The organism is Vibrio fortis (assembly GCF_000695685.1).
Taxonomy (GTDB): Bacteria; Pseudomonadota; Gammaproteobacteria; order Enterobacterales; family Vibrionaceae; genus Vibrio; species Vibrio fortis_A.
Map to the genome: position 1 here is coordinate 265,405 of NZ_JFFR01000028.1, position 18,710 is coordinate 284,114.

Annotated in this window: 14 protein-coding genes and 1 other annotated feature; of the genes, 5 read left to right on the plus strand and 9 right to left on the minus strand. The window is 44.4% G+C overall.

Annotation, left to right across the window (positions count from 1 at the left end; translation table 11 throughout):
- Positions 1-19: 19 nt before the first annotated feature.
- Both VFDL14_RS02735 and ettA read right to left on the minus strand, forming a co-directional pair.
- The gene (locus tag VFDL14_RS02735; protein ID WP_032553196.1) at positions 20-397 is read right to left on the minus strand and encodes a PilZ domain-containing protein; all 378 of its coding nucleotides are present in this window, start codon (positions 395-397) and stop codon (positions 20-22) included.
- An 85-nt stretch (positions 398-482) separates the two neighbouring features.
- Positions 483-2,150: an energy-dependent translational throttle protein EttA gene (gene ettA / locus VFDL14_RS02730; protein WP_032553197.1), complete on the minus strand. Its 1,668-nt coding sequence runs from the start codon at positions 2,148-2,150 to the stop codon at positions 483-485.
- A 264-nt stretch (positions 2,151-2,414) separates the two neighbouring features.
- Between ettA and sltY the strand changes: the two genes are divergently transcribed.
- Both sltY and trpR read left to right on the plus strand, forming a co-directional pair.
- Entirely contained in the window at positions 2,415-4,364 is a 1,950-nt protein-coding gene (sltY, locus tag VFDL14_RS02725) for a murein transglycosylase (protein ID WP_032553198.1), read from the plus strand.
- A 142-nt stretch (positions 4,365-4,506) separates the two neighbouring features.
- Entirely contained in the window at positions 4,507-4,800 is a 294-nt protein-coding gene (gene trpR, locus VFDL14_RS02720; protein ID WP_032553199.1) for a trp operon repressor, read from the plus strand.
- Between the two features lie 103 nt (positions 4,801-4,903).
- Here trpR and yjjX read toward each other — a convergent pair whose 3' ends face one another.
- The 7 genes from yjjX to VFDL14_RS02690 form a co-directional block, all read right to left on the minus strand.
- Positions 4,904-5,428 carry an inosine/xanthosine triphosphatase gene (gene yjjX, locus VFDL14_RS02715; protein ID WP_032553200.1) on the minus strand — a complete coding sequence of 175 codons (525 nt, stop codon included), beginning with the start codon at positions 5,426-5,428 and terminating at the stop codon, positions 4,904-4,906.
- 17 nt (positions 5,429-5,445) lie between these two features.
- Entirely contained in the window at positions 5,446-7,794 is a 2,349-nt protein-coding gene (locus VFDL14_RS0123500; protein WP_050487493.1) for an EAL domain-containing protein, read from the minus strand.
- Positions 7,795-7,982: 188 nt separating this feature from the next.
- Complete coding sequence (locus VFDL14_RS02710) at positions 7,983-9,059, minus strand: ABC transporter substrate-binding protein (RefSeq protein ID WP_050487494.1); 1,077 nt, start codon at positions 9,057-9,059, stop codon at positions 7,983-7,985.
- Positions 9,060-9,184: 125 nt separating this feature from the next.
- Positions 9,185-10,360, minus strand: coding sequence for a prephenate dehydratase (gene pheA, locus VFDL14_RS02705; protein ID WP_032553201.1), 1,176 nt, complete (start codon positions 10,358-10,360; stop codon positions 9,185-9,187).
- A 12-nt stretch (positions 10,361-10,372) separates the two neighbouring features.
- Positions 10,373-10,494 (minus strand) — a sequence feature (Phe leader region).
- Between the two features lie 111 nt (positions 10,495-10,605).
- The gene (hpf, locus tag VFDL14_RS02700) at positions 10,606-10,941 is read right to left on the minus strand and encodes a ribosome hibernation-promoting factor, HPF/YfiA family (RefSeq protein WP_032553202.1); all 336 of its coding nucleotides are present in this window, start codon (positions 10,939-10,941) and stop codon (positions 10,606-10,608) included.
- A 424-nt stretch (positions 10,942-11,365) separates the two neighbouring features.
- On the minus strand, positions 11,366-12,787 hold the full coding sequence (locus tag VFDL14_RS02695; protein ID WP_050487495.1) for a lytic transglycosylase F: 1,422 nt from the start codon (positions 12,785-12,787) through the stop codon (positions 11,366-11,368).
- A gap of 141 nt (positions 12,788-12,928) precedes the next feature.
- Positions 12,929-13,657: an outer membrane protein assembly factor BamD gene (locus VFDL14_RS02690; RefSeq protein WP_032553203.1), complete on the minus strand. Its 729-nt coding sequence runs from the start codon at positions 13,655-13,657 to the stop codon at positions 12,929-12,931.
- A 138-nt stretch (positions 13,658-13,795) separates the two neighbouring features.
- Between VFDL14_RS02690 and rluD the strand changes: the two genes are divergently transcribed.
- The 3 genes from rluD to clpB all read left to right on the plus strand — a co-directional run bounded on the left by rluD (position 13,796) and on the right by clpB (position 18,203).
- The gene (gene rluD / locus VFDL14_RS02685; RefSeq protein WP_032553205.1) at positions 13,796-14,770 is read left to right on the plus strand and encodes a 23S rRNA pseudouridine(1911/1915/1917) synthase RluD; all 975 of its coding nucleotides are present in this window, start codon (positions 13,796-13,798) and stop codon (positions 14,768-14,770) included.
- Between the two features lie 2 nt (positions 14,771-14,772).
- Positions 14,773-15,513: a peptidoglycan editing factor PgeF gene (pgeF, locus tag VFDL14_RS02680; RefSeq protein WP_032553207.1), complete on the plus strand. Its 741-nt coding sequence runs from the start codon at positions 14,773-14,775 to the stop codon at positions 15,511-15,513.
- Positions 15,514-15,629: 116 nt separating this feature from the next.
- Positions 15,630-18,203, plus strand: a complete 2,574-nt coding sequence (clpB, locus tag VFDL14_RS02675) for an ATP-dependent chaperone ClpB (protein WP_032553208.1) — start codon at positions 15,630-15,632, stop codon at positions 18,201-18,203.
- The last annotated feature ends 507 nt before the right edge of the window (positions 18,204-18,710 follow it).

Sequence of the window (18,710 nt, forward strand, 5' to 3'; positions counted from 1 at the left end):
ATAATTCGAAGAGCGTGCTTTATTCCGCTGACTCTTCGCCTAAATCTGTTAGATGTTCTATTTCTCGATAAAGTAACTCATCATCACCAACGTTCAGCTCCACAAGGCGCTTAAGGTGGCTGATACTATCAATATCTAAATGCTCTATGCGTAAGCGCACTGAGGTATTGATGGTAGAGACAATAGAGGCTTCTAGTTGAATGTCGATATCACTGTCTGTTAATTGAAAGCTAAGTTGAACAGGCAAGTGATGGTCTAATTGATGATGGTTTTCACAATCTATCAGTAAGCCTTGTAGTGACAAGTCTTGTATCGTGCCATCAACCACTAAGGTATCTTGGGTTAATTTGGTAGCGACTTGATAAACAATCCTTGAGAATCGACGCCTTTCTATCATAGATACTTCCTCATCTATAGGTTTGGAATGTCGTATCATATAAGGCCGCTAATTTAGCGGCCTTAGAATAAATTACAAGCGAAACTTACTTAGTTACACGCTTGTATTTGATACGGTGTGGTTCAGCTGCTTCAGGACCAAGAGTCTTCTTCAGCCATTCCATGTATTCATTGTAGTTACCTTCGTAGAAGTTAACTTGACCTTCATCACGATAGTCAATGATATGCGTAGCGATACGGTCTAGGAACCAACGGTCGTGCGAGATAACCATTGCACAACCAGGGAACTCTAGTAGCGCTTCTTCTAGTGCACGTAGGGTTTCAACATCAAGGTCGTTGGTTGGCTCATCGAGTAGCAGTACGTTACCGCCAGTTTTAAGTAGCTTAGCCAGGTGAACACGGTTACGTTCACCACCAGAAAGCTCACCGATGATCTTTTGTTGGTCTGAACCTTTGAAGTTGAAGCGAGAACAGTAAGCACGAGCTGGGATTTCGAAGTTGTTGATCTTAATGATATCAGCGCCTTCAGAGATCTCTTGGAATACCGTCTTCGTGTCATCCATGCTGTCACGGAATTGGTCAACCGATGCCAGTTTCACTGTTTCACCTAGCTCAACAGTACCTGAATCAGGCTGTTCTGTACCGCTTAGCATCTTGAATAGCGTTGATTTACCCGCGCCGTTAGCACCGATGATACCAACGATAGCACCCTTAGGCATGCTGAACGATAGGTCATCGATAAGAACACGGCCGTCGAAAGACTTAGTGAGGTTCTTCACGTCGATAACTTTATCACCTAGACGCTCACCTGGCGGGATGAATAGCTCGTTAGTTTCGTTACGCTTCTGACGATCGCCGCTTTGTAGTTCCTCAAAACGAGCCATACGCGCTTTAGATTTAGACTGACGACCTTTCGGGTTTTGACGAACCCACTCAAGTTCTTTCTCGATCGTCTTCTGGCGAGCTTTCTCTTGAGACGCTTCTTGTTGTAGACGCGCATCTTTTTGCTCTAGCCAAGAAGTGTAATTACCTTCCCATGGAATACCTTCACCACGGTCAAGTTCTAGGATCCAGCCAGCTGCGTTATCTAGGAAGTAACGGTCGTGGGTGATTGCCACAACAGTGCCGTTGTAATCCACTAGGAAGCGCTCAAGCCACGCTACAGATTCTGCATCCAGGTGGTTGGTTGGTTCGTCTAGTAGAAGCATGTCTGGCTTCTCTAGAAGTAGGCGACAGATAGCAACACGACGACGTTCACCACCCGATAGGTGTTCGATCTTAGCATCCCATTCAGGAAGACGAAGTGCATCTGCTGCACGCTCTAGAGCGTTCTCTAGGTTGTGACCGTCTTTTGCTTGGATTAGAGATTCAAGTTCACCTTGCTCTTTTGCTAGCGCATCGAAGTCAGCGTCTGGTTCTGCGTAAGCTGCGTATACTTCGTCTAGGCGCTTCATTGCACCAGCAACGTCTGAAACGGCTTCTTCAACGATCTCACGAACCGTTTTAGACTCATCAAGAACAGGCTCTTGAGGTAGGTAACCTACGTTTAGACCTGGCTGTGGACGAGCTTCACCATCGATGTCTGTATCAATACCGGCCATGATACGTAGCAGTGTTGATTTACCTGCACCATTCAGACCTAAAACACCAATTTTGGCACCAGGGAAAAAGCTTAGAGAGATGTCTTTCAGAATTTGACGCTTTGGTGGCACAATTTTGCTCACTCGCGACATGGTATATACGTATTCAGCCATTGCCGATCGTTCCTACTTATTGTTCAAAATAAACGATTATTTTATACCAATCTGTCCAAAGATGTTACTCCCCGAGATGAAAAGGCTTTTCAGGGATAAATCTTGGCTTTTTATTGTCAAAAATCTCACTAAAAGCAGATTTCAAACGCTTTTGAGGTGAAGTGTTAAACTTTAATAATATTTACACTCAAACTCTTTACATTTGATGTGATGTAGGGCGTAAATAGCCGTCACGTATTCAAACACGCACTAAGGAAAGAGCGAATGTTTTTCCGACTTCTCAATAGAAAAATTGCTGTTGCTGCATCAGTAGTTTTGCCTTCTATTCTATTGGCTCCAGAGGCTTTGGCGAGCCGTGCTTCTGAGCTAGAAATGCAGCGTGATACATACGACCAAGCACAAGACGTATTGGATAAGCGTGACCTTGAGGCATATGCCAAGTTGCGTTCTAAAATTCAAACATACCCTTTGACACCATATACGGATTACCGAGCCTTCTTAATTGACCTGGGTAAGCGAACTCCGCAAGAGGTTGAAGCATTTATTGAAAGAAACCGTGCTCTTCCATTCTCTAATCGTATTCGAGCACCTTATTTGGCGTCGCTAGAGTCGCAGAAAAAGTGGTCGACGATTCTTGAATTTCAAACTCAAGAACCCTCCGGTGAAAAGTATCAGTGTATCTACTACCGAGCACATTATGAGCAAGGTAATCATGAACTGGCTTATAAGGGTGCGAAACAGCTTTGGCTGAGCGGTAATGGTATCGATGATAGCTGTGATCCCCTGTTTTCGGCCTGGGATAAAGCAGGGCTGCGCAGTGATGAGTTGATTCTTGAAAGGCTGTTGCTGGCTTTTGAACAGCGTAACGGCAAGCTGATGAATTATCTGCTCAAGCAGTTTGATAGCGATAAAGCTGCCAAACAAGGCAAAGAGATGAAAGCCCTGTTCAGTAAGCCAGAGAGCGTGGCGAGCTTTGCTAAAAAGCACAAGGTGAACGAATTTTATCAAAAGCAGACTGAGCTTGGTTTCCAGAAGCTGGCACGCAAAGATGCAAAAGCAGCACAGAAGGCATTTGATAAAGTGATCGAAGGCCAAAAGTTTTCTAAAGAGAAAACTCAGCAACTGGCTGATTACCTCGCGTTTCGTCTGATCAATACCGACTCAGAAGAGATGATGGCTTGGCGAGATCAAGCAATAGAGAGCTCTTCTAAGCAAGTATTGATCGAGCGTCGTGCTCGCCTTGCGATTCAACATGCAGATTGGACTGGTTTGCAGCACTGGATTAGCAAGCTAGATGATAAACACCAAAGCTCAATTCGTTGGCAATACTGGCGTGGCCGAGCTGAGCTAGCATTGGGGCAAGAAACTGAGGGCACTAAACGACTTACTGATATTCTTGGTCAGCGTAATTTTTACAGTGTGGCTGCGGCAAAACAGCTTAATAAACCAGTGCGCTATGAAACGTCGTCATTGACGTATAATTCGCAAGTTGTAAAGCCATTTGATACTGCTTTGGTGCGTATTGATGAACTGATTACACGCGATAAGATTGCTGCGGCTAAGAGTGAGTGGCGTTGGTTACTGGCTAACTCAAGCAAAGAACAAAAATCCATGCTGGCTGCGTATGCCTCTCGTCAAGGTTGGAATCACCTAACTGTCACAGCGAGCATTTCTGCCAAAATGTGGGATAACTTGGAACTACGTTTCCCTGTCGCTCATAAGTGGTGGTTCAACTTCTACGCTGATAAGCATGACATTGACCCAGTGACCTTGATGTCGTTAGCACGTCAAGAAAGCGCACTGGATAGCGAGGCTCAATCTCCGGTTGGTGCACGCGGAATCATGCAAATTATGCCTGCTACGGCCAAATACACGGCTAAAAAGTACAAGCTGAAGTATCAAGGGCGTGAGGACCTGTATAACGTAGGTAAGAATATTGAGATTGGCAGTCATTACCTTGATGGTTTGCTGAATCAATACGACAACAACCGTATCTTCGCCTTAGCTGCTTACAACGCGGGTCCACATAGAGTGAAGCAGTGGCGCTCTCGTAGTGAGGGCAAATTGGATGCGTTTGCTTTTATCGAGATGATTCCGTTTAAAGAGACGCGTGGTTACGTACAAAATATCTTGATGTTCGAAACTTACTATCGAGATATTTTGGGTGAGCAGGGGCAATTCTTAGCAGCCCATGAGCGTGACGCAAAATATTAACCGTCAAACCTAAACCAGTGATTACTGATGGAATTCTTTTTTAAATTGGATTCACGATAGGGTTTCGGTATACATTAAAAGGCAGTCGCAGCGCGTCTGCCTTTGTTTAAATAGAACGACAACAAGAGATAAGTGTAGGGATATGGCACCACAACCAGAGTACAGTAATTGGCAAGAGTTGATGGATTTAGTAAAGAGTGCCGCTGAAAATGATCAGCATGAGCTGCTACTGACCATGATGATGACCCCTGATGAGCGTGAAGCTTTAGTCGCTCGCGTAAATATTCTGTGTGAACTGATGAAAGGCGATCTTTCTCAGCGACAAATCAGTCAAATGTTGGGAGTTGGTGTTGCAACCATCACTCGCGGTTCGAACGAGCTAAAAGCCAAATCGGAACAAGAAAAGCAAGAGATTGCCCAGTTGTTGCTGAAGTAAGTGGATCTACCTGTCAGTACAATCTAAAAAACGCTAGCCTCGGCTAGCGTTTTTGCTTTCTGTAATAAGGTTATCAGAGTCGCTAATTTCGCTTTATTACTGGTTAGTGACTTGGGAAGTGTTCTGGGTTTACAAATGGGATCAGAGCTAAGATCAGCGCTTGATGGTATACCGAACTTCGCGTGAGTTGGTTGTGGGTAAGCAACCCAATAGCGCCTCCCTTCTGTTTGATGTTGTCGGTGCCAAACACTTCGTCCATAACATCACCAAGCTCGTTAGCGTGTGCAAGTTTCTCAATGACTTGCGGAGGTAGCATCAGGCTAGCAGAGCGGGATTCGCCGCGTTGGCCGTTAGATTCAATCACCATCCAAGCAAAGGTTACATTGCCTTCAATCCCTGCTTCTAAGCCGACATAAAAATCGCTGTCTGGGATAGCTTGAGTTGCATTGCAAACACGGTTGACGGCACCTTGGTAGGTCTCTGCGTTGCTCATCGGCTGATCAGCAACACCACTCGCAACGCTTACGCCTTTGAAGTCAAATTCTTGCTGTGGGAAAGCCGCTTCAAAAGCACTTTTTACTGCGTTGATTTTAGCTGGGTTGAGTGACGCGATAATGACTGTTTTCATGATTCTCTTTCTTATCGTTATTTTGCTAGCGCTTTTTCTGTTGATGCACCCCATCGTGCTTGATGGCTTTTATACCATACACCGAGCTCTTCGAGTGGCATCGGTTTGCCAAAATAGTAGCCTTGTAAAAGGTCGCACTCAGCTTCAACTAACCACTGGTGCATGGCTTGTGTCTCAATGCCCTCGGCCGTTACTTGTTTGCCTTGTGCGTGGCATAGCTCAATGACAGGTTTTACTATGTTCTGATTGTCTGTTGCAATCAAAGTCTCTAGGAAACCTTTATCCAGTTTTATTTTTTGAGTCGGGTACTGAACCAGCTGAGTTATAGACGTGAAACCTGAGCCAAAATCATCTATCGCTAACATGTAGCCCATTCGAGACAGTTCATTAAGCAGAGGAAAGCCTTGCGAGCCTGACTCAAACGTCTCTGTGATTTCAAAATCAATTAAGTAGGGAGGGATATTGTTCACGTCTGCGTGGTGGTCAATAAACTCGGCTAAGTGAGTCGATTCGATACCGGCAGAAGAGAGGTTAATTGACAGCTGAACGGGATGCTCAAATTGAGATTGCAGTTGGTCAAAAGAACCAAAGGCATGCTCAATCACCCATCTATCGATTTGTTCGAATAGTCCAGTTTGCTCAGCAATAGGGATAAACTCATCAGGAGCTACAAATCCCAACTGTTTTGAGTGCCAACGAAGCAGTACTTCGAAGCCGACAACAGTATCTCCATGCGCATTCATATAGGGCATGTATACGAGGCTGAACTCTTCATCATAGTTTTGATCGCGCAGCGCTCGCTCGATATTAGCTTGACGCTGAATGACCTTGTCTAAGTCGCGAGAATAGTAGGCTGACTGATTTTTTCCTGCACGCTTTGCCTGATACATCGCAGTATCGGCACTCGACAGTAGTTTCTCTATCTCGACGCCATCGTCTGGGTAAGTCGCAACGCCAATGCTAACCGTGATAGGAAAATTGCCAGCACGAGTTACAAACCCTTGCTGCAATGGCTCTAGTAGTTGCTCTGAGAAGGCGTGCTCAATGTTACCTGACGCTGCTGGCGCGTTGATGAAAACCACAAACTCATCGCCGGACAGGCGAGCAGGCATACAGTGAGCAAAATAGCGAGTCTGATATTCGCTACATAATGTCGTGATTCGCTCCGAAAATGCGATCAGGATAGAGTCACCGACTTGGTGCCCATACTTATCATTAACGAACTTAAAGTTATCGAGATCCAAGTAAAGGATCCACGTATTGCTGGTGGGGTTAGTCTCTGGCAAAGCTCGCTGGACGAATGATTGAAACTGGTGGCGATTGGCAATTTTGGTCAGAGGGTCGTTCTCCGCCAATATCTTAGTTTGCTGGTACGTATCATCAAGCTCTTGATACATATCGTAAAACCGCTCAGAAAGACGACCAATTTCATCGTTGCTACTCTGGCGCTCAATGTTTGTTCTTTGGCGCTTTTCCACTTGTCTAAGCTGGCGTTCTAGCCTTGCGATTGGGTTAATCACGCTGCGAGAAAGTAACATCAACAACAGAATAACCGTTACTAAAGCGGCTAGCCCAAAAGAGAAGCTAATCTCATTCCATATTGAGCGCAGCTTGTTATCGAGCAAGAACTTGGCTGGATCCACGGTGACATAGAGACCCGGAGCCAATTTCACTGATTGGGTTAATTCAGTTTCTGGAGCGACGGGAGCCGAAGTAAAAAACAGGCTGGTTTGATATTCAAACTCTATCTGTTTGCGTAGTGCGTTGAATTTATCCAGAGAAACAGAAACCACTACGAAGAAGACATCGTCCAGTTGATAGCTCAGCGGTGTCGAAATAGTACGCTTGTCGAGAAGTTCATAGCGAACCAACATACCTTCGCCTTGCGAGTTTTGTGTGTAGCTGATGTTTGACGTTGCTGACGTCTCTAAGTATTTGTCATTGATGTATTTAAGAATCTTGGGATCCATCTCAGCAAATGGATCGCTGCTGCTTTCTGCGTAGTAACTTAGATTACGATTGCCGTCCAGCAGTGCCAGGCCAGTAAAACTCTCGTTGCCATCTTGAAGCAGCTCAATGGTGTGCTGCAAGTTGTCGATAAGCTCCAGCTCTCGATAAGGATTGTCCCCTCCCAAAAAGTAGCGTTTAACGATGTCACTTTTAGTGAGGGTGTAAGAATAACTGTTGAGAAATGAGCGAGATTGACGAAAGTGCCCGGCTAGCTTTTCCATACTGAGCTGGAGGGCGTTGTCTTCGCGCTTGATAAAGCTACTTTTCTGCGTTGTGTAGATGATGTAACTAGAAGCGGCAGCGCTACAAAGAATTACGGGAGCTATGAGAAGTAGTATTTTAGTGCTTAGCTTCATAACTTTTCACAACATTATTAATCATTTTAGTTCTCAAGTTTATGTTATTAACGGTGAGTCTTCTATCAATTGCAATTTTGTTAATAATTTCCTGTGAAGTGAACAGTGTGCTGTCCAAGGTATAGAGCTCCAAAAGAAGGGCTGTGCGGAAACAGAAACTAAAGTCGGAACAATTCAGAGAACTCGGCCTAATCATCGTCGTTGAGCTGCCGATGCTGAAGAATGACTGCATGACTGATTCTGGTTCGAAGGGTCATTGATGTGTTAATCAATGTTGAATAGAACTGCGCCTTATCGAGTAGGTTCTGATCTGGGTAGAGTGCCAGGTTCTGTTTCTCATAGGGCGGTACGTGTTGATGTGCTTGGCTATTAGTTGTGGTCATAGCCAAATCGAGAGCATTAAGTGCTGCGATATCTGGGCGATGGAGAAAGTTCAAGAAACGCGCGGCCAAATCAGGGCTCGGAGCAGTTTTCAGTACAGCAAGACAGTCAACCCATAAAATGGTGCCTTCGTCAGGAATATGAAAGCCCCACTCATAGCCAGGCGTAAAAGTCTGTAACGTCACTTCATCACCGCTGTAGCCCATCGCAAGGTGGATGTCTTTGGCTCGCGATGGATCTTGTTCCACATAGGTCAATAAGTATTCATAGGTTTTGACATACGGGATCTGCGCCACAAGCTCTTGATAAACTTCCTTTAATACCTCTTTATTGGTGGTGTGAGCAGATACGCCACGCACGAACAGGGAAGGAAGTAACAAGTCACTGTAGTCGCTTTGCATGACCAAATGCCCTTGATGCTCTGGCGTTGGTGTCAGGATGTCGTTCCAACTAGTCGGTGGTTTGGGGAAAATGTCCTTGCGGTAGATAAGACCGAGCGTGCCCCAAAAATAAGGAACAGCATGTTCACCGCATTGATTGCGCCAAAGCTCAGGAATATGGGATTGGTTAGTAATCAGTGGATTATCACTGAGCTTATTGAGTCTGTTTTGACGAGAGAAGTTGCGCGCCGAAACCTCGTCAATAATCGCGATATCAATATCATTACGGGTTAATTGATTGATGGTGCGATCACGCTTAGTGTCGCTATCGAAGTACACTTGTTTGATGGTAACGCCGGTCTCTTTTTCCCAGAGAGCGATGACGTGATCAGAAAGGTAGTGTTGCCAATTGAAGATTGTGAGGATCGGGGCGCTCTTTGCCTGTGCAAGGTATGGCATAGACAGAATAAGTAAGCCACTCACGAATAAAGATAGAAAACGCATACAACACCTCTTAATAGGGTGATTGTACGGTTTCTATACTAATAAGTCAGCAGTTACTTATTCTATTTTTTAACTAAGTGAGCATTTCATTAACAAGTTTCTGTTAACAAACTTTTATTCATTAGCTATGGAAGCTTAACTTGAGTCGCCTTAATGTTCTCGCTCGGGTAGCAGCCTAAGACTTTCAAATGACGCGTAATTGTTGTTAGTTCGGTAATTGCTTGCTGCATGTTGTCAGAATCTAGGTGCGCTTCTAGATCGACATAGAACATCTCTTCCCAAGGGTTCCCCATGATAGGACGAGATTCTAGCTTAGTCATGTTGATACCGTAGCGTTGAAGAATCAGTAGTGTTTCCACTAGAGAGCCTGCTTCTTGCGAAGTTGACATGATCAAAGTCGTTTTCGCAGGGATTTGAGTTGATACTTCAACAGGCTTACGCGCAACCACGATAAAACGAGTATGGTTTTCGGTTTGGTTAGCAATGTTGCCTTGAATTGGCTGAAGGCCATACAGTTTACCGCTTGAAGAGTTACCGATTGCAGCCACAGTGTCGTCATCAAGGTCTTTGACCTTCTTCATTGCGTCAGCAGTGCTTGCGCAAGACTCTAGAGTCACACCTTTTAAACGACTCAAGAACTCACTGCACTGTTGGTGCGGTTGTGGGTGAGAGTAAAGGGTCGTAATGTCTTCTAGACGAATATCTTTCTTCGCAACTAAGCAGTGCTCAATCGGTTGTGATAGCTCACCCACAATGTAAAGCGTTGTGTGTTGAAGTAGGTCGTATACTTCATTGATAGAACCTGAACTGGTGTTCTCAATCGGAAGCACACCGTAGTCAGCATGACCAGACTCGACTGTTGACGTGACTTCTTTGAAGTGATTGCAGTTTAGCTCGATTAACTCAGTGTTGCGGCGACTGAAGTATTCACGGCTTGCAAGGTGTGAGTATGACCCTTTTGACCCCAGAAACGCGACACGAGCCAAAGGCTTACGGCTTTGTGGGTTAGCAAGATTCTGCAAGTAAGACTGTTGAAGAAGTACCGAATCTTCAATGATGGTGTGAAACAGTTTAGTGATGTACTGAGCATCAAGGTCGTACTTCTCTTTTCCATTACCGATCAGCTTCACTAATAGCTGTTGTTCACGAACGGCATCTCGAACTGGCTTTGATGTTTCTACTTTGCTTTTAGCCACCTCAATACTGAGTTTACGGCGTTCGGAAAGTAAGCTTAGAAGCTGATCATCAAGATCATTTAAGCGAAGGCGAATTTCATCAAGCGAAATGGGTTGGTCAGTCATAAATGGGTCCTTATAAAAAAGCCTCCCTTGAGTGGGAGGCTTTCTGTTCGTTTTTGACTTGTTTTTCTAAAACGACTTAGCCTCCGATTTACGGAAGGAAAAAGAAGTCAAAAATAAACAGAGTTTGAGTGTGCATAAAAATGGTTTGTTTTTTGAATGTTTAAACACAATAAGCAAGCGAGCTACAAGCGTCAAGCAAAAAAATAGCGCCGTATTGGCGCTATCTTCGAATCCTTTTATTTCTATTATTCTACTTCAGCTTCTAGCTCTTCAATTTGAGGCTTTTCAGCTCGGCGAGCTTCAGGTTTGTGTCTTAGCTTATTCAGTTGTCTTTCTAACTTTTGTTCAACCTCATTAACGGCAACGTATAGGTCATCGTGGATTGATGAAGCAACAAGCTTGCCTTTTGGTACGGTAATTACCGCTTCAAATTTCTTCTTCTTGTTAGGCTCTTCACTAAAGCTTGCTTGGCAGCCGATGATGTCTACTTGCCATTTTTCTAGCTTCTTAAATTTACTTTCTATGTGCTCACGGATTGCAGAGGTGATGTCGATATTCTTACCAGTGATATTCATTTTCATAGAAGTTTTCCTCTGTTGTATCCCTCATGGGTTAACTCCAGATTACGTTTTTGGATGGGAAAGAATGTGATCTAGATCTTGTTTTGGTGGCGGTTTTTTAGGATTGAAATCAAATGTGATCTCACGCAAAAATTGTTACGTTTTTCGAGAAAAATGCTTGTTATCAATAATAAAAAGGATAAATTGAAACCAAGGGTTCGCTAAAAATTACTTCAGTTTTTAGGGAAATCGTACAGCCTTTAAAAGGTGTGTGGTGAATAATTAAACAGTGTTATTTTGTGATTAGTATCACATCAAGGTATTCCTCGATAATCCGCCAAATTTAAAAAGCCGCTTGAGTACTATCTCAAGCGGCTTTTTGGTGTTTATGGACAAATTAATGGAGCCGTGAACTTGTCCTCAGTTTTGCTAACATCGCCATTATCTATTTAGGCTTATTGGCGGCGGTAGGGCCAATACCACGTATTGCGCCAATTGCCTCTAGCTGTTTATAGATCACAAAGTAACGATTGATGTTGGTGACATAGGTTACTGGTTCGCGACTAACGTATTTTCTCGTCATGATCTCAACGTTCTTAAACCAGACATTAGGGTCGTAGCCATGCTTTTTTGCAAGGTAGCGCATTTTACGAATTTTAGCAGGGCCAGCGTTATAGGCAGCCAGAGTGAAATAGAGCTGATTATCTGGTGATATTTCTGGGTCACTGAAATAGCGGTCCTTGATAAAGCGCATGTATTTCACGCCAGCATGGATATTGTTGTCGACCTTATGAATGTTCTTAATGTTAACGTTTTTATCTTTCGCTGTGCTTGGTAGCACCTGCATAACCCCGATTGCGCCCTTATGAGAGACACGGCTTTGGTCAAGTCCTGATTCTTGAAACCCTTGTGCAGACATCATCAATGGGTCGAATTCATAACGAGTCGAGTATTTTTCAAAGACGCCAGAGAGCTTAGCGACACGATCAACCTTGTTTGGGTTTAATGCTCGACTTAGCCAACGCGTATCGTCGATGTACTTTTGATAAATGACGTTCCCGAGCAAAGTTCCACTACGAGCTTGGCGAACGTATTTGTTGAGCTCTTTTTTAAGTTGAGGACTCTCTTTGCGCAGTGCCCAAGCTATCTGGCTGTTTTCACGCAACGGCAGTTCATGGTGAACTTGTATATTGTCCATCACATTGGTCCATAACTTGGCTTTGTGGCTATCGAGTATCGTGGCTTGAATGTAGCCTTGATTGACCAGTTCGATAAGCTCGTAGTCTTGCAGTGTCTCTTCAATGAAGTGGACGTACAGAGGTGGGAGGTTCATCTCGTCCAACTCTTTATTCACGCGTTGAACGCTTTCAAAGTAACTTGAACTAGCCCTTATCCATACTTCTTTGCCACTTAATTGAGATAGATCTTCTAGGGGTGCTTCGTCTTTACCGGTAATGATTAGCTCTTTAGCGTCTTTGATCATTGGCGCCGAAAAGTCGACTACCTGAAGTCGTTTTTCAGTGATAGTGAGGTTAGCGACTGCAACATCACCGTGACCAGACTGTAGTGAGGGAAGGAGATCATCACGCTGTACAGGAATGATCTGCACATTGATATACGGGTGCTTCTTTCTAAGGCTCTTCTCAAAGTGATAAAGCATCTCTGCGATGATGCCCTTTGGCTTACCATCTTCTATGAAGTAGAAACCTAAATCGGCGGAAACTAGCACTCGAACCATCCCTTTCTTGCTGAGTGTATCAAGGTCGCCTTTATATGGCTCATTACTCAAGGGGGATAGCTCTAAGGCATTTGAGATGGGGACATAAACCACCATCAAGATCAGTAATAACAACCTGCTCACATCCACGCTCCATGTTGATGTTTTGTTAATGATTATTCATTAAAGATACCTTTTGATTGTTAATTCATCAATATTTACCACACGCAGTCCAAAAAAAAGCACACCATGTGAGGTGTGCTTTTCTATCAATTAGATACAGAACGTTGGTTACGGAAGAGGGTTTAACTCAATCAATTGTTCTGTTCTTGCCACAGCATCTTCAAGACCTAGTTGCTTGTAAGCTTCTAACTGGATCGCTAGAGATTTACGTGCAGCAATGGTATCTGGATAAGTTTTCTGCAGCTCTTGTGTGCGGTTGATTGCAGCAATCCACGCCTCACGACGAAGATAGAAATCAGCCGTTGCTAAATCATATTCAGCTAAACGGTTTTTCAGCGCGAACATACGTTTCTGTGCATCTTCCGCGTAAGGGCTTGCAGGGAAACGCTCTAGTAGCTTTTTGAAGTCTGCGAAAGCAAGCTTTACTGGCTCTGGGTCACGGTCGCTACGATCGATGTTGAACAGGTCATGCATGAAGTTACGGTCTTGCGCCATGTGCGTTAAGCCGCGCATGTATAAAACCCAGTCTTGTTTTTCGTGCGTTGGGTTTAAACGTAAGAATCGTGAAATAGTCGCCAATCCCAGCGCTAGGTCATCGTTCTTGTAGTAAGCGTAGATAAGGTCTAGCTGTACTTGTTCTGAGTACGCACCGAATGGGTAACGAGAGTCTAGCGCTTCTAATTTTTCAATCGCAGATAACCAGCTACCACTTTGTAGAGATTCTTGTGCATCAGAATATAGAACCGATGGCGGTACATCTGGGACGATCTCTTCACTGCTACTACAACCAACTAACAGTGATACAGCTAATAGACCCGATAAAGTGAGGTGTTTCATGTCAGGCGTCGATTCCTTGAATTTAAATATTTTGTTCGCTTCCGTTACTTTCTAACCAGTAACAGATACAATGATGCAATTAATCTATTTTATCCATACTAATGGGTATTAGTCTCACGGTTTTTAAAAAAGTTCGATATGGCTCAGCAGATCACATTAACAGACACAGTAAAAAGCAGCCAGTTAGGTCAACGTTTAGACCAAGCTGTTGCTGAACTCTTTACCGATTTCTCTCGCTCTCGCATTAAAGAGTGGCTTCTTGACGGCAAAATCCAAGTGGATGGCGAAGTTGTTACTAAACCTCGTATCAAGGTGATGGGCGGTGAAGAGATCATCTTACAAGCTGAACTTGAAGATGAAGAGCGCTGGGAAGCACAAGATATTCCTTTGGATATCGTTTACGAAGATGACGATTTATTGGTGATCAACAAACCTCGCGATTTTGTTGTACACCCAGGTGCAGGTACGCCGGATGGAACCGTGCTAAACGCGCTCCTACACCACTACCCACAAATCGCAGAAGTACCGCGTGCAGGTATTGTTCACCGTCTTGATAAAGACACCACTGGCCTAATGGTGGTTGCGAAAACAGTACCAGCACAAACACGTTTAGTTCGAGCGCTATCAAAACGCCGTATTACTCGTGAATATGAAGCGATTGCGATTGGTAAAATGACAGCGGGTGGCATGGTTGAAAAACCGATTGGTCGCCACTCTACAAAACGTACGCTAATGGCAGTGAATGAGTTGGGTAAACCAGCGATTACTCACTACCGTGTTGCTGAACACTTCCGTGAGCACACGCGTATTCGTCTTCGCCTAGAAACGGGTCGTACTCACCAAATCCGTGTACACATGTCTTACCTACAGCATCCGCTTTTAGGTGATCTGGCGTATGGTGGTCGTGCGCGAATTCCTAAAGGTGCTTCTGAAGAACTAACGCAAATGATCCGTTCATTTGATCGTCAGGCGCTTCACGCGGTAATGCTTCGTTTTGAACACCCAATCTCTGGTGAAGAGATGGAATTCCACGCTCCTGTTCCACAAGATATGATTGTGATGGCAGAAGCGCTGCGTGTTGACGCACGAGACAATAAAGAAGACGACATCTAACCATGACGATGATTATCCCGAACTGGAACGCTCCAAGTAATGTAAAAGCCTTTGCCTCAACTCGAGTCGATGGTTTTTCGCAGGCTCAGTATCAAGGTCTGAATTTGGGTAGTCACGTTGGGGATGACATTAATCTGGTGCAAAAGAATCGAGACTGGTTACAGCAACAATCTCAGATGCCGAGTGCACCTGTTTGGCTTAACCAGACTCATTCAGCAGATGTGGTTTCAGTATTTGAGCCAACTTCTGAGATTCTCGATGCAGATGGCAGTTTCACTACACAACAAGGCGTTGTGTTGTCTGCGATGACTGCAGACTGTCTGCCAGTGCTATTAACGGACAGTAAGGGCTCCCAAGTTGCTGCGGTTCATGCTGGTTGGCGTGGCTTAGCGGGTGGGATTGTCGAAAACGCCGTGGCTAAGTTCTCTAATATTGATGACAGCAATCCTTTATTGGCTTGGTTAGGACCTGCTATTGGTCAAGACGCTTTCGAAGTCGGTCAAGATGTCTTGGATGCTTTTGTTGATTTTGACGCAAAGGCTGAACAGGCGTTTCGAGTGAAAACAGATACTCAGAAGTGGCTAGCTAATATGTCTCAATTAGCGACTCAACGCCTTGCTAATATTGGTGTGACCCAAGTGTATGATTGTAATCTGTGTACCTACGCAGACCCTGATAATTTTTACTCTTATCGCCGCGATGGAGTAACAGGTCGTCAAGCCACCTTTATCTGGCTAGATTAATCGTAAAAACAGTGAACTTTCTGCGTGATAGTTCACTCCCTTCCCCTTGAAAATGACTGATACCGTATCCATCTTCTATTCATAAGATAAACATATCTATAAGTAGGAAGGTTGGAATGCGTCTCGATCGATTCACCAGTAAATTTCAAATTGCGATATCTGATGCTCAGTCTCTCGCATTAGGTCGTGATCACCAATATATCGAACCTGTACACCTAATGGTGTCACTGTTAAATCAAGATGGTAGTGCGATTCGTCCGTTGCTGACCATGTTGAATATTGATGTTGTTCAGCTGCGCTCTAAATTGAGCGAGATCCTTGATCGCGTACCAAAAGTGAGTGGCATCGGTGGTGATGTACAGTTATCAAGTGCGATGGGCACCTTGTTTAACATGTGTGACAAGGTGGCTCAAAAGCGTCAAGATACCTATATCTCTTCAGAAATCTTCCTACTTGCAGCAATTGAAGACCGTGGTCCGTTAGGTAATTTGCTTAAAGAGCTTGGCTTAACCGAGCAAAAGCTATCTCAAGCTATAGAGCAGATTCGCGGTGGTCAGAAAGTGGATGATCCAAACGCAGAAGACAAACGCCAAGCTTTGGAGAAGTTTACGGTAGACCTTACCGAGCGTGCAGAGCAAGGCAAGCTCGATCCTGTAATTGGCCGCGATGATGAGATTCGCCGTACCATTCAAGTATTGCAACGCCGCACCAAGAACAACCCAGTGATTATTGGTGAGCCTGGCGTAGGTAAAACGGCTATTGTTGAAGGGCTCGCTCAGCGCATCATTAATAATGAAGTGCCAGAAGGTCTGCGTGGTCGTCGAGTGTTGTCTCTTGATATGGGCTCATTGGTCGCTGGTGCTAAGTATCGTGGTGAGTTTGAAGAGCGCTTGAAAGCGGTTCTCAATGAACTATCGAAAGAAGAGGGCAACGTCATCCTCTTTATCGATGAGATTCATACCATGGTTGGTGCAGGTAAAGGCGAAGGCTCTATGGATGCGGGCAACATGCTCAAACCGGCTTTGGCTCGTGGCGAACTTCACTGTGTTGGTGCTACTACGTTGGATGAATACCGCCAATATATAGAGAAAGACCCAGCATTAGAGCGTCGCTTCCAAAAAGTGCTGGTGGATGAACCAACGGTTGAAGACACCGTGGCAATCCTTCGTGGTCTAAAAGAGCGTTACGAACTGCACCATCATGTTGAGATCACTGACCCTGCGATTGTTGCGGCGGCGAGTCTGTCACACCGTTATGTATCAGATCGTCAACTACCTGATAAAGCCATCGATCTCATTGATGAAGCTGCATCAAGTATTCGTATGCAGATCGATTCCAAGCCTGAATCTTTGGATAAGCTAGAGCGTAAAATCATTCAACTTAAAATTGAGCAGCAAGCGCTGACCAATGAGAATGATGATGCCAGTGAAAAGCGTCTTAAAACTCTGGAAAACGAGCTGCTTGAGAAAGAGCGTGAGTTTGCTGAGTTAGAAGAAGTGTGGAATGCAGAAAAAGCGGCACTATCTGGCACCCAACATATTAAGTCAGAGCTAGAACAGGCTCGTATGGATATGGACTTTGCACGTCGTGCCGGTGATCTAAACCGTATGTCTGAACTTCAGTACGGGCGTATTCCTGAATTGGAAAAACAGTTAGACCTAGCCACGCAAGCAGAAATGCAAGAAATGACGCTTCTTAGAAACAAGGTTACGGATACTGAAATTGCCGAAGTGTTGTCAAAGCAAACCGGTATTCCTGTTTCTAAGATGCTTGAAGCTGAAAAAGAGAAGTTGTTGCAAATGGAGTCTGTACTTCATAAGCGCGTTATAGGTCAGGCTGAAGCAGTAGAAGTAGTTGCCAATGCAATTCGCCGAAGCAGGGCAGGCCTGTCTGATCCAAACAAACCAATTGGTTCATTCCTATTCCTAGGTCCAACTGGTGTTGGTAAAACTGAGCTGTGTAAAACCCTAGCCAACTTTATGTTCGACAGTGATGACGCCATGGTTCGGATTGATATGTCTGAGTTCATGGAGAAACACTCGGTGGCTCGCCTAGTTGGTGCTCCTCCTGGTTATGTTGGCTACGAAGAGGGTGGCTATTTAACTGAAGCAGTAAGACGTAAGCCTTATTCGGTGATTCTGTTAGATGAAGTGGAAAAGGCACACCCTGATGTTTTCAACATTCTACTTCAGGTGCTTGATGACGGTCGCCTGACTGATGGACAAGGTCGAACTGTCGATTTTAGAAATACAGTTGTCATTATGACGTCGAATCTTGGGTCTTCGCGAATTCAAGAAAACTTCTCAGCTTTGGATTACCAAGGAATCAAGAATGAAGTAATGGAAGTGGTGAGTAAGCACTTCAGGCCGGAATTCTTGAACCGTGTTGATGAAAGCGTTGTGTTCCATCCATTGGGACAAGAACACATTAAGTCGATTGCTTCTATACAGCTAAAACATTTAAGCAAGCGAATGGAAGACAATGGCTATGAGTTAGAAGTGTCCGAGAAGGCGCTTGACCTGATTGCTCAAGTTGGTTTTGACCCAGTGTATGGTGCAAGACCATTAAAACGAGCGATTCAACAGAGCGTTGAGAACCCGCTAGCGAAAGCGATATTGGCAGGGAAGGTTAATCCGGACAAAAAAGTTCAGCTGTTAGTGCATAACGATCGAATCGTGGCTCATCAATAAAAACTAGAACGATTACAAGAGCGAACTAAGCAAAATGGCTTGGTTCGCTTTTATTTTGCACGTTTTGTCTGCTTTGTGTTCGAACGGTTCATAAAAGCGATTTTATTTCGAATTTGCTCTTGTGCAGATCGGATTTGTCTCTATAATGCGCCTCCGTTGTCAGGGATAACCAAGCGGTTTGAACGAAGCAACTAAGACGGTATTAAGCATTTAAGATGCTTTGAAAAATTAGCGATAAAAAGTGTTTGACACTGAAAGCTAATTCGCTAGAATGGCCGTCCACTTCGAGAGGCTCCAAGCGGAGCTTTAGAAGTAAGCTCTTTAACAATTTAAACCTATCAATCTGTGTGGGCACTCGTTGATGAATATCACTAAGTTTGTTTTCGCTTTTAAAAGCAAAGGCAAACAGATACTTCGGTATCAAAATGATTTCAATGAACTGAGTGACCAATTCGAATCGTAAGATTCGGCACAGTCAATTCAACATTACTATGTAATGTAATCAGT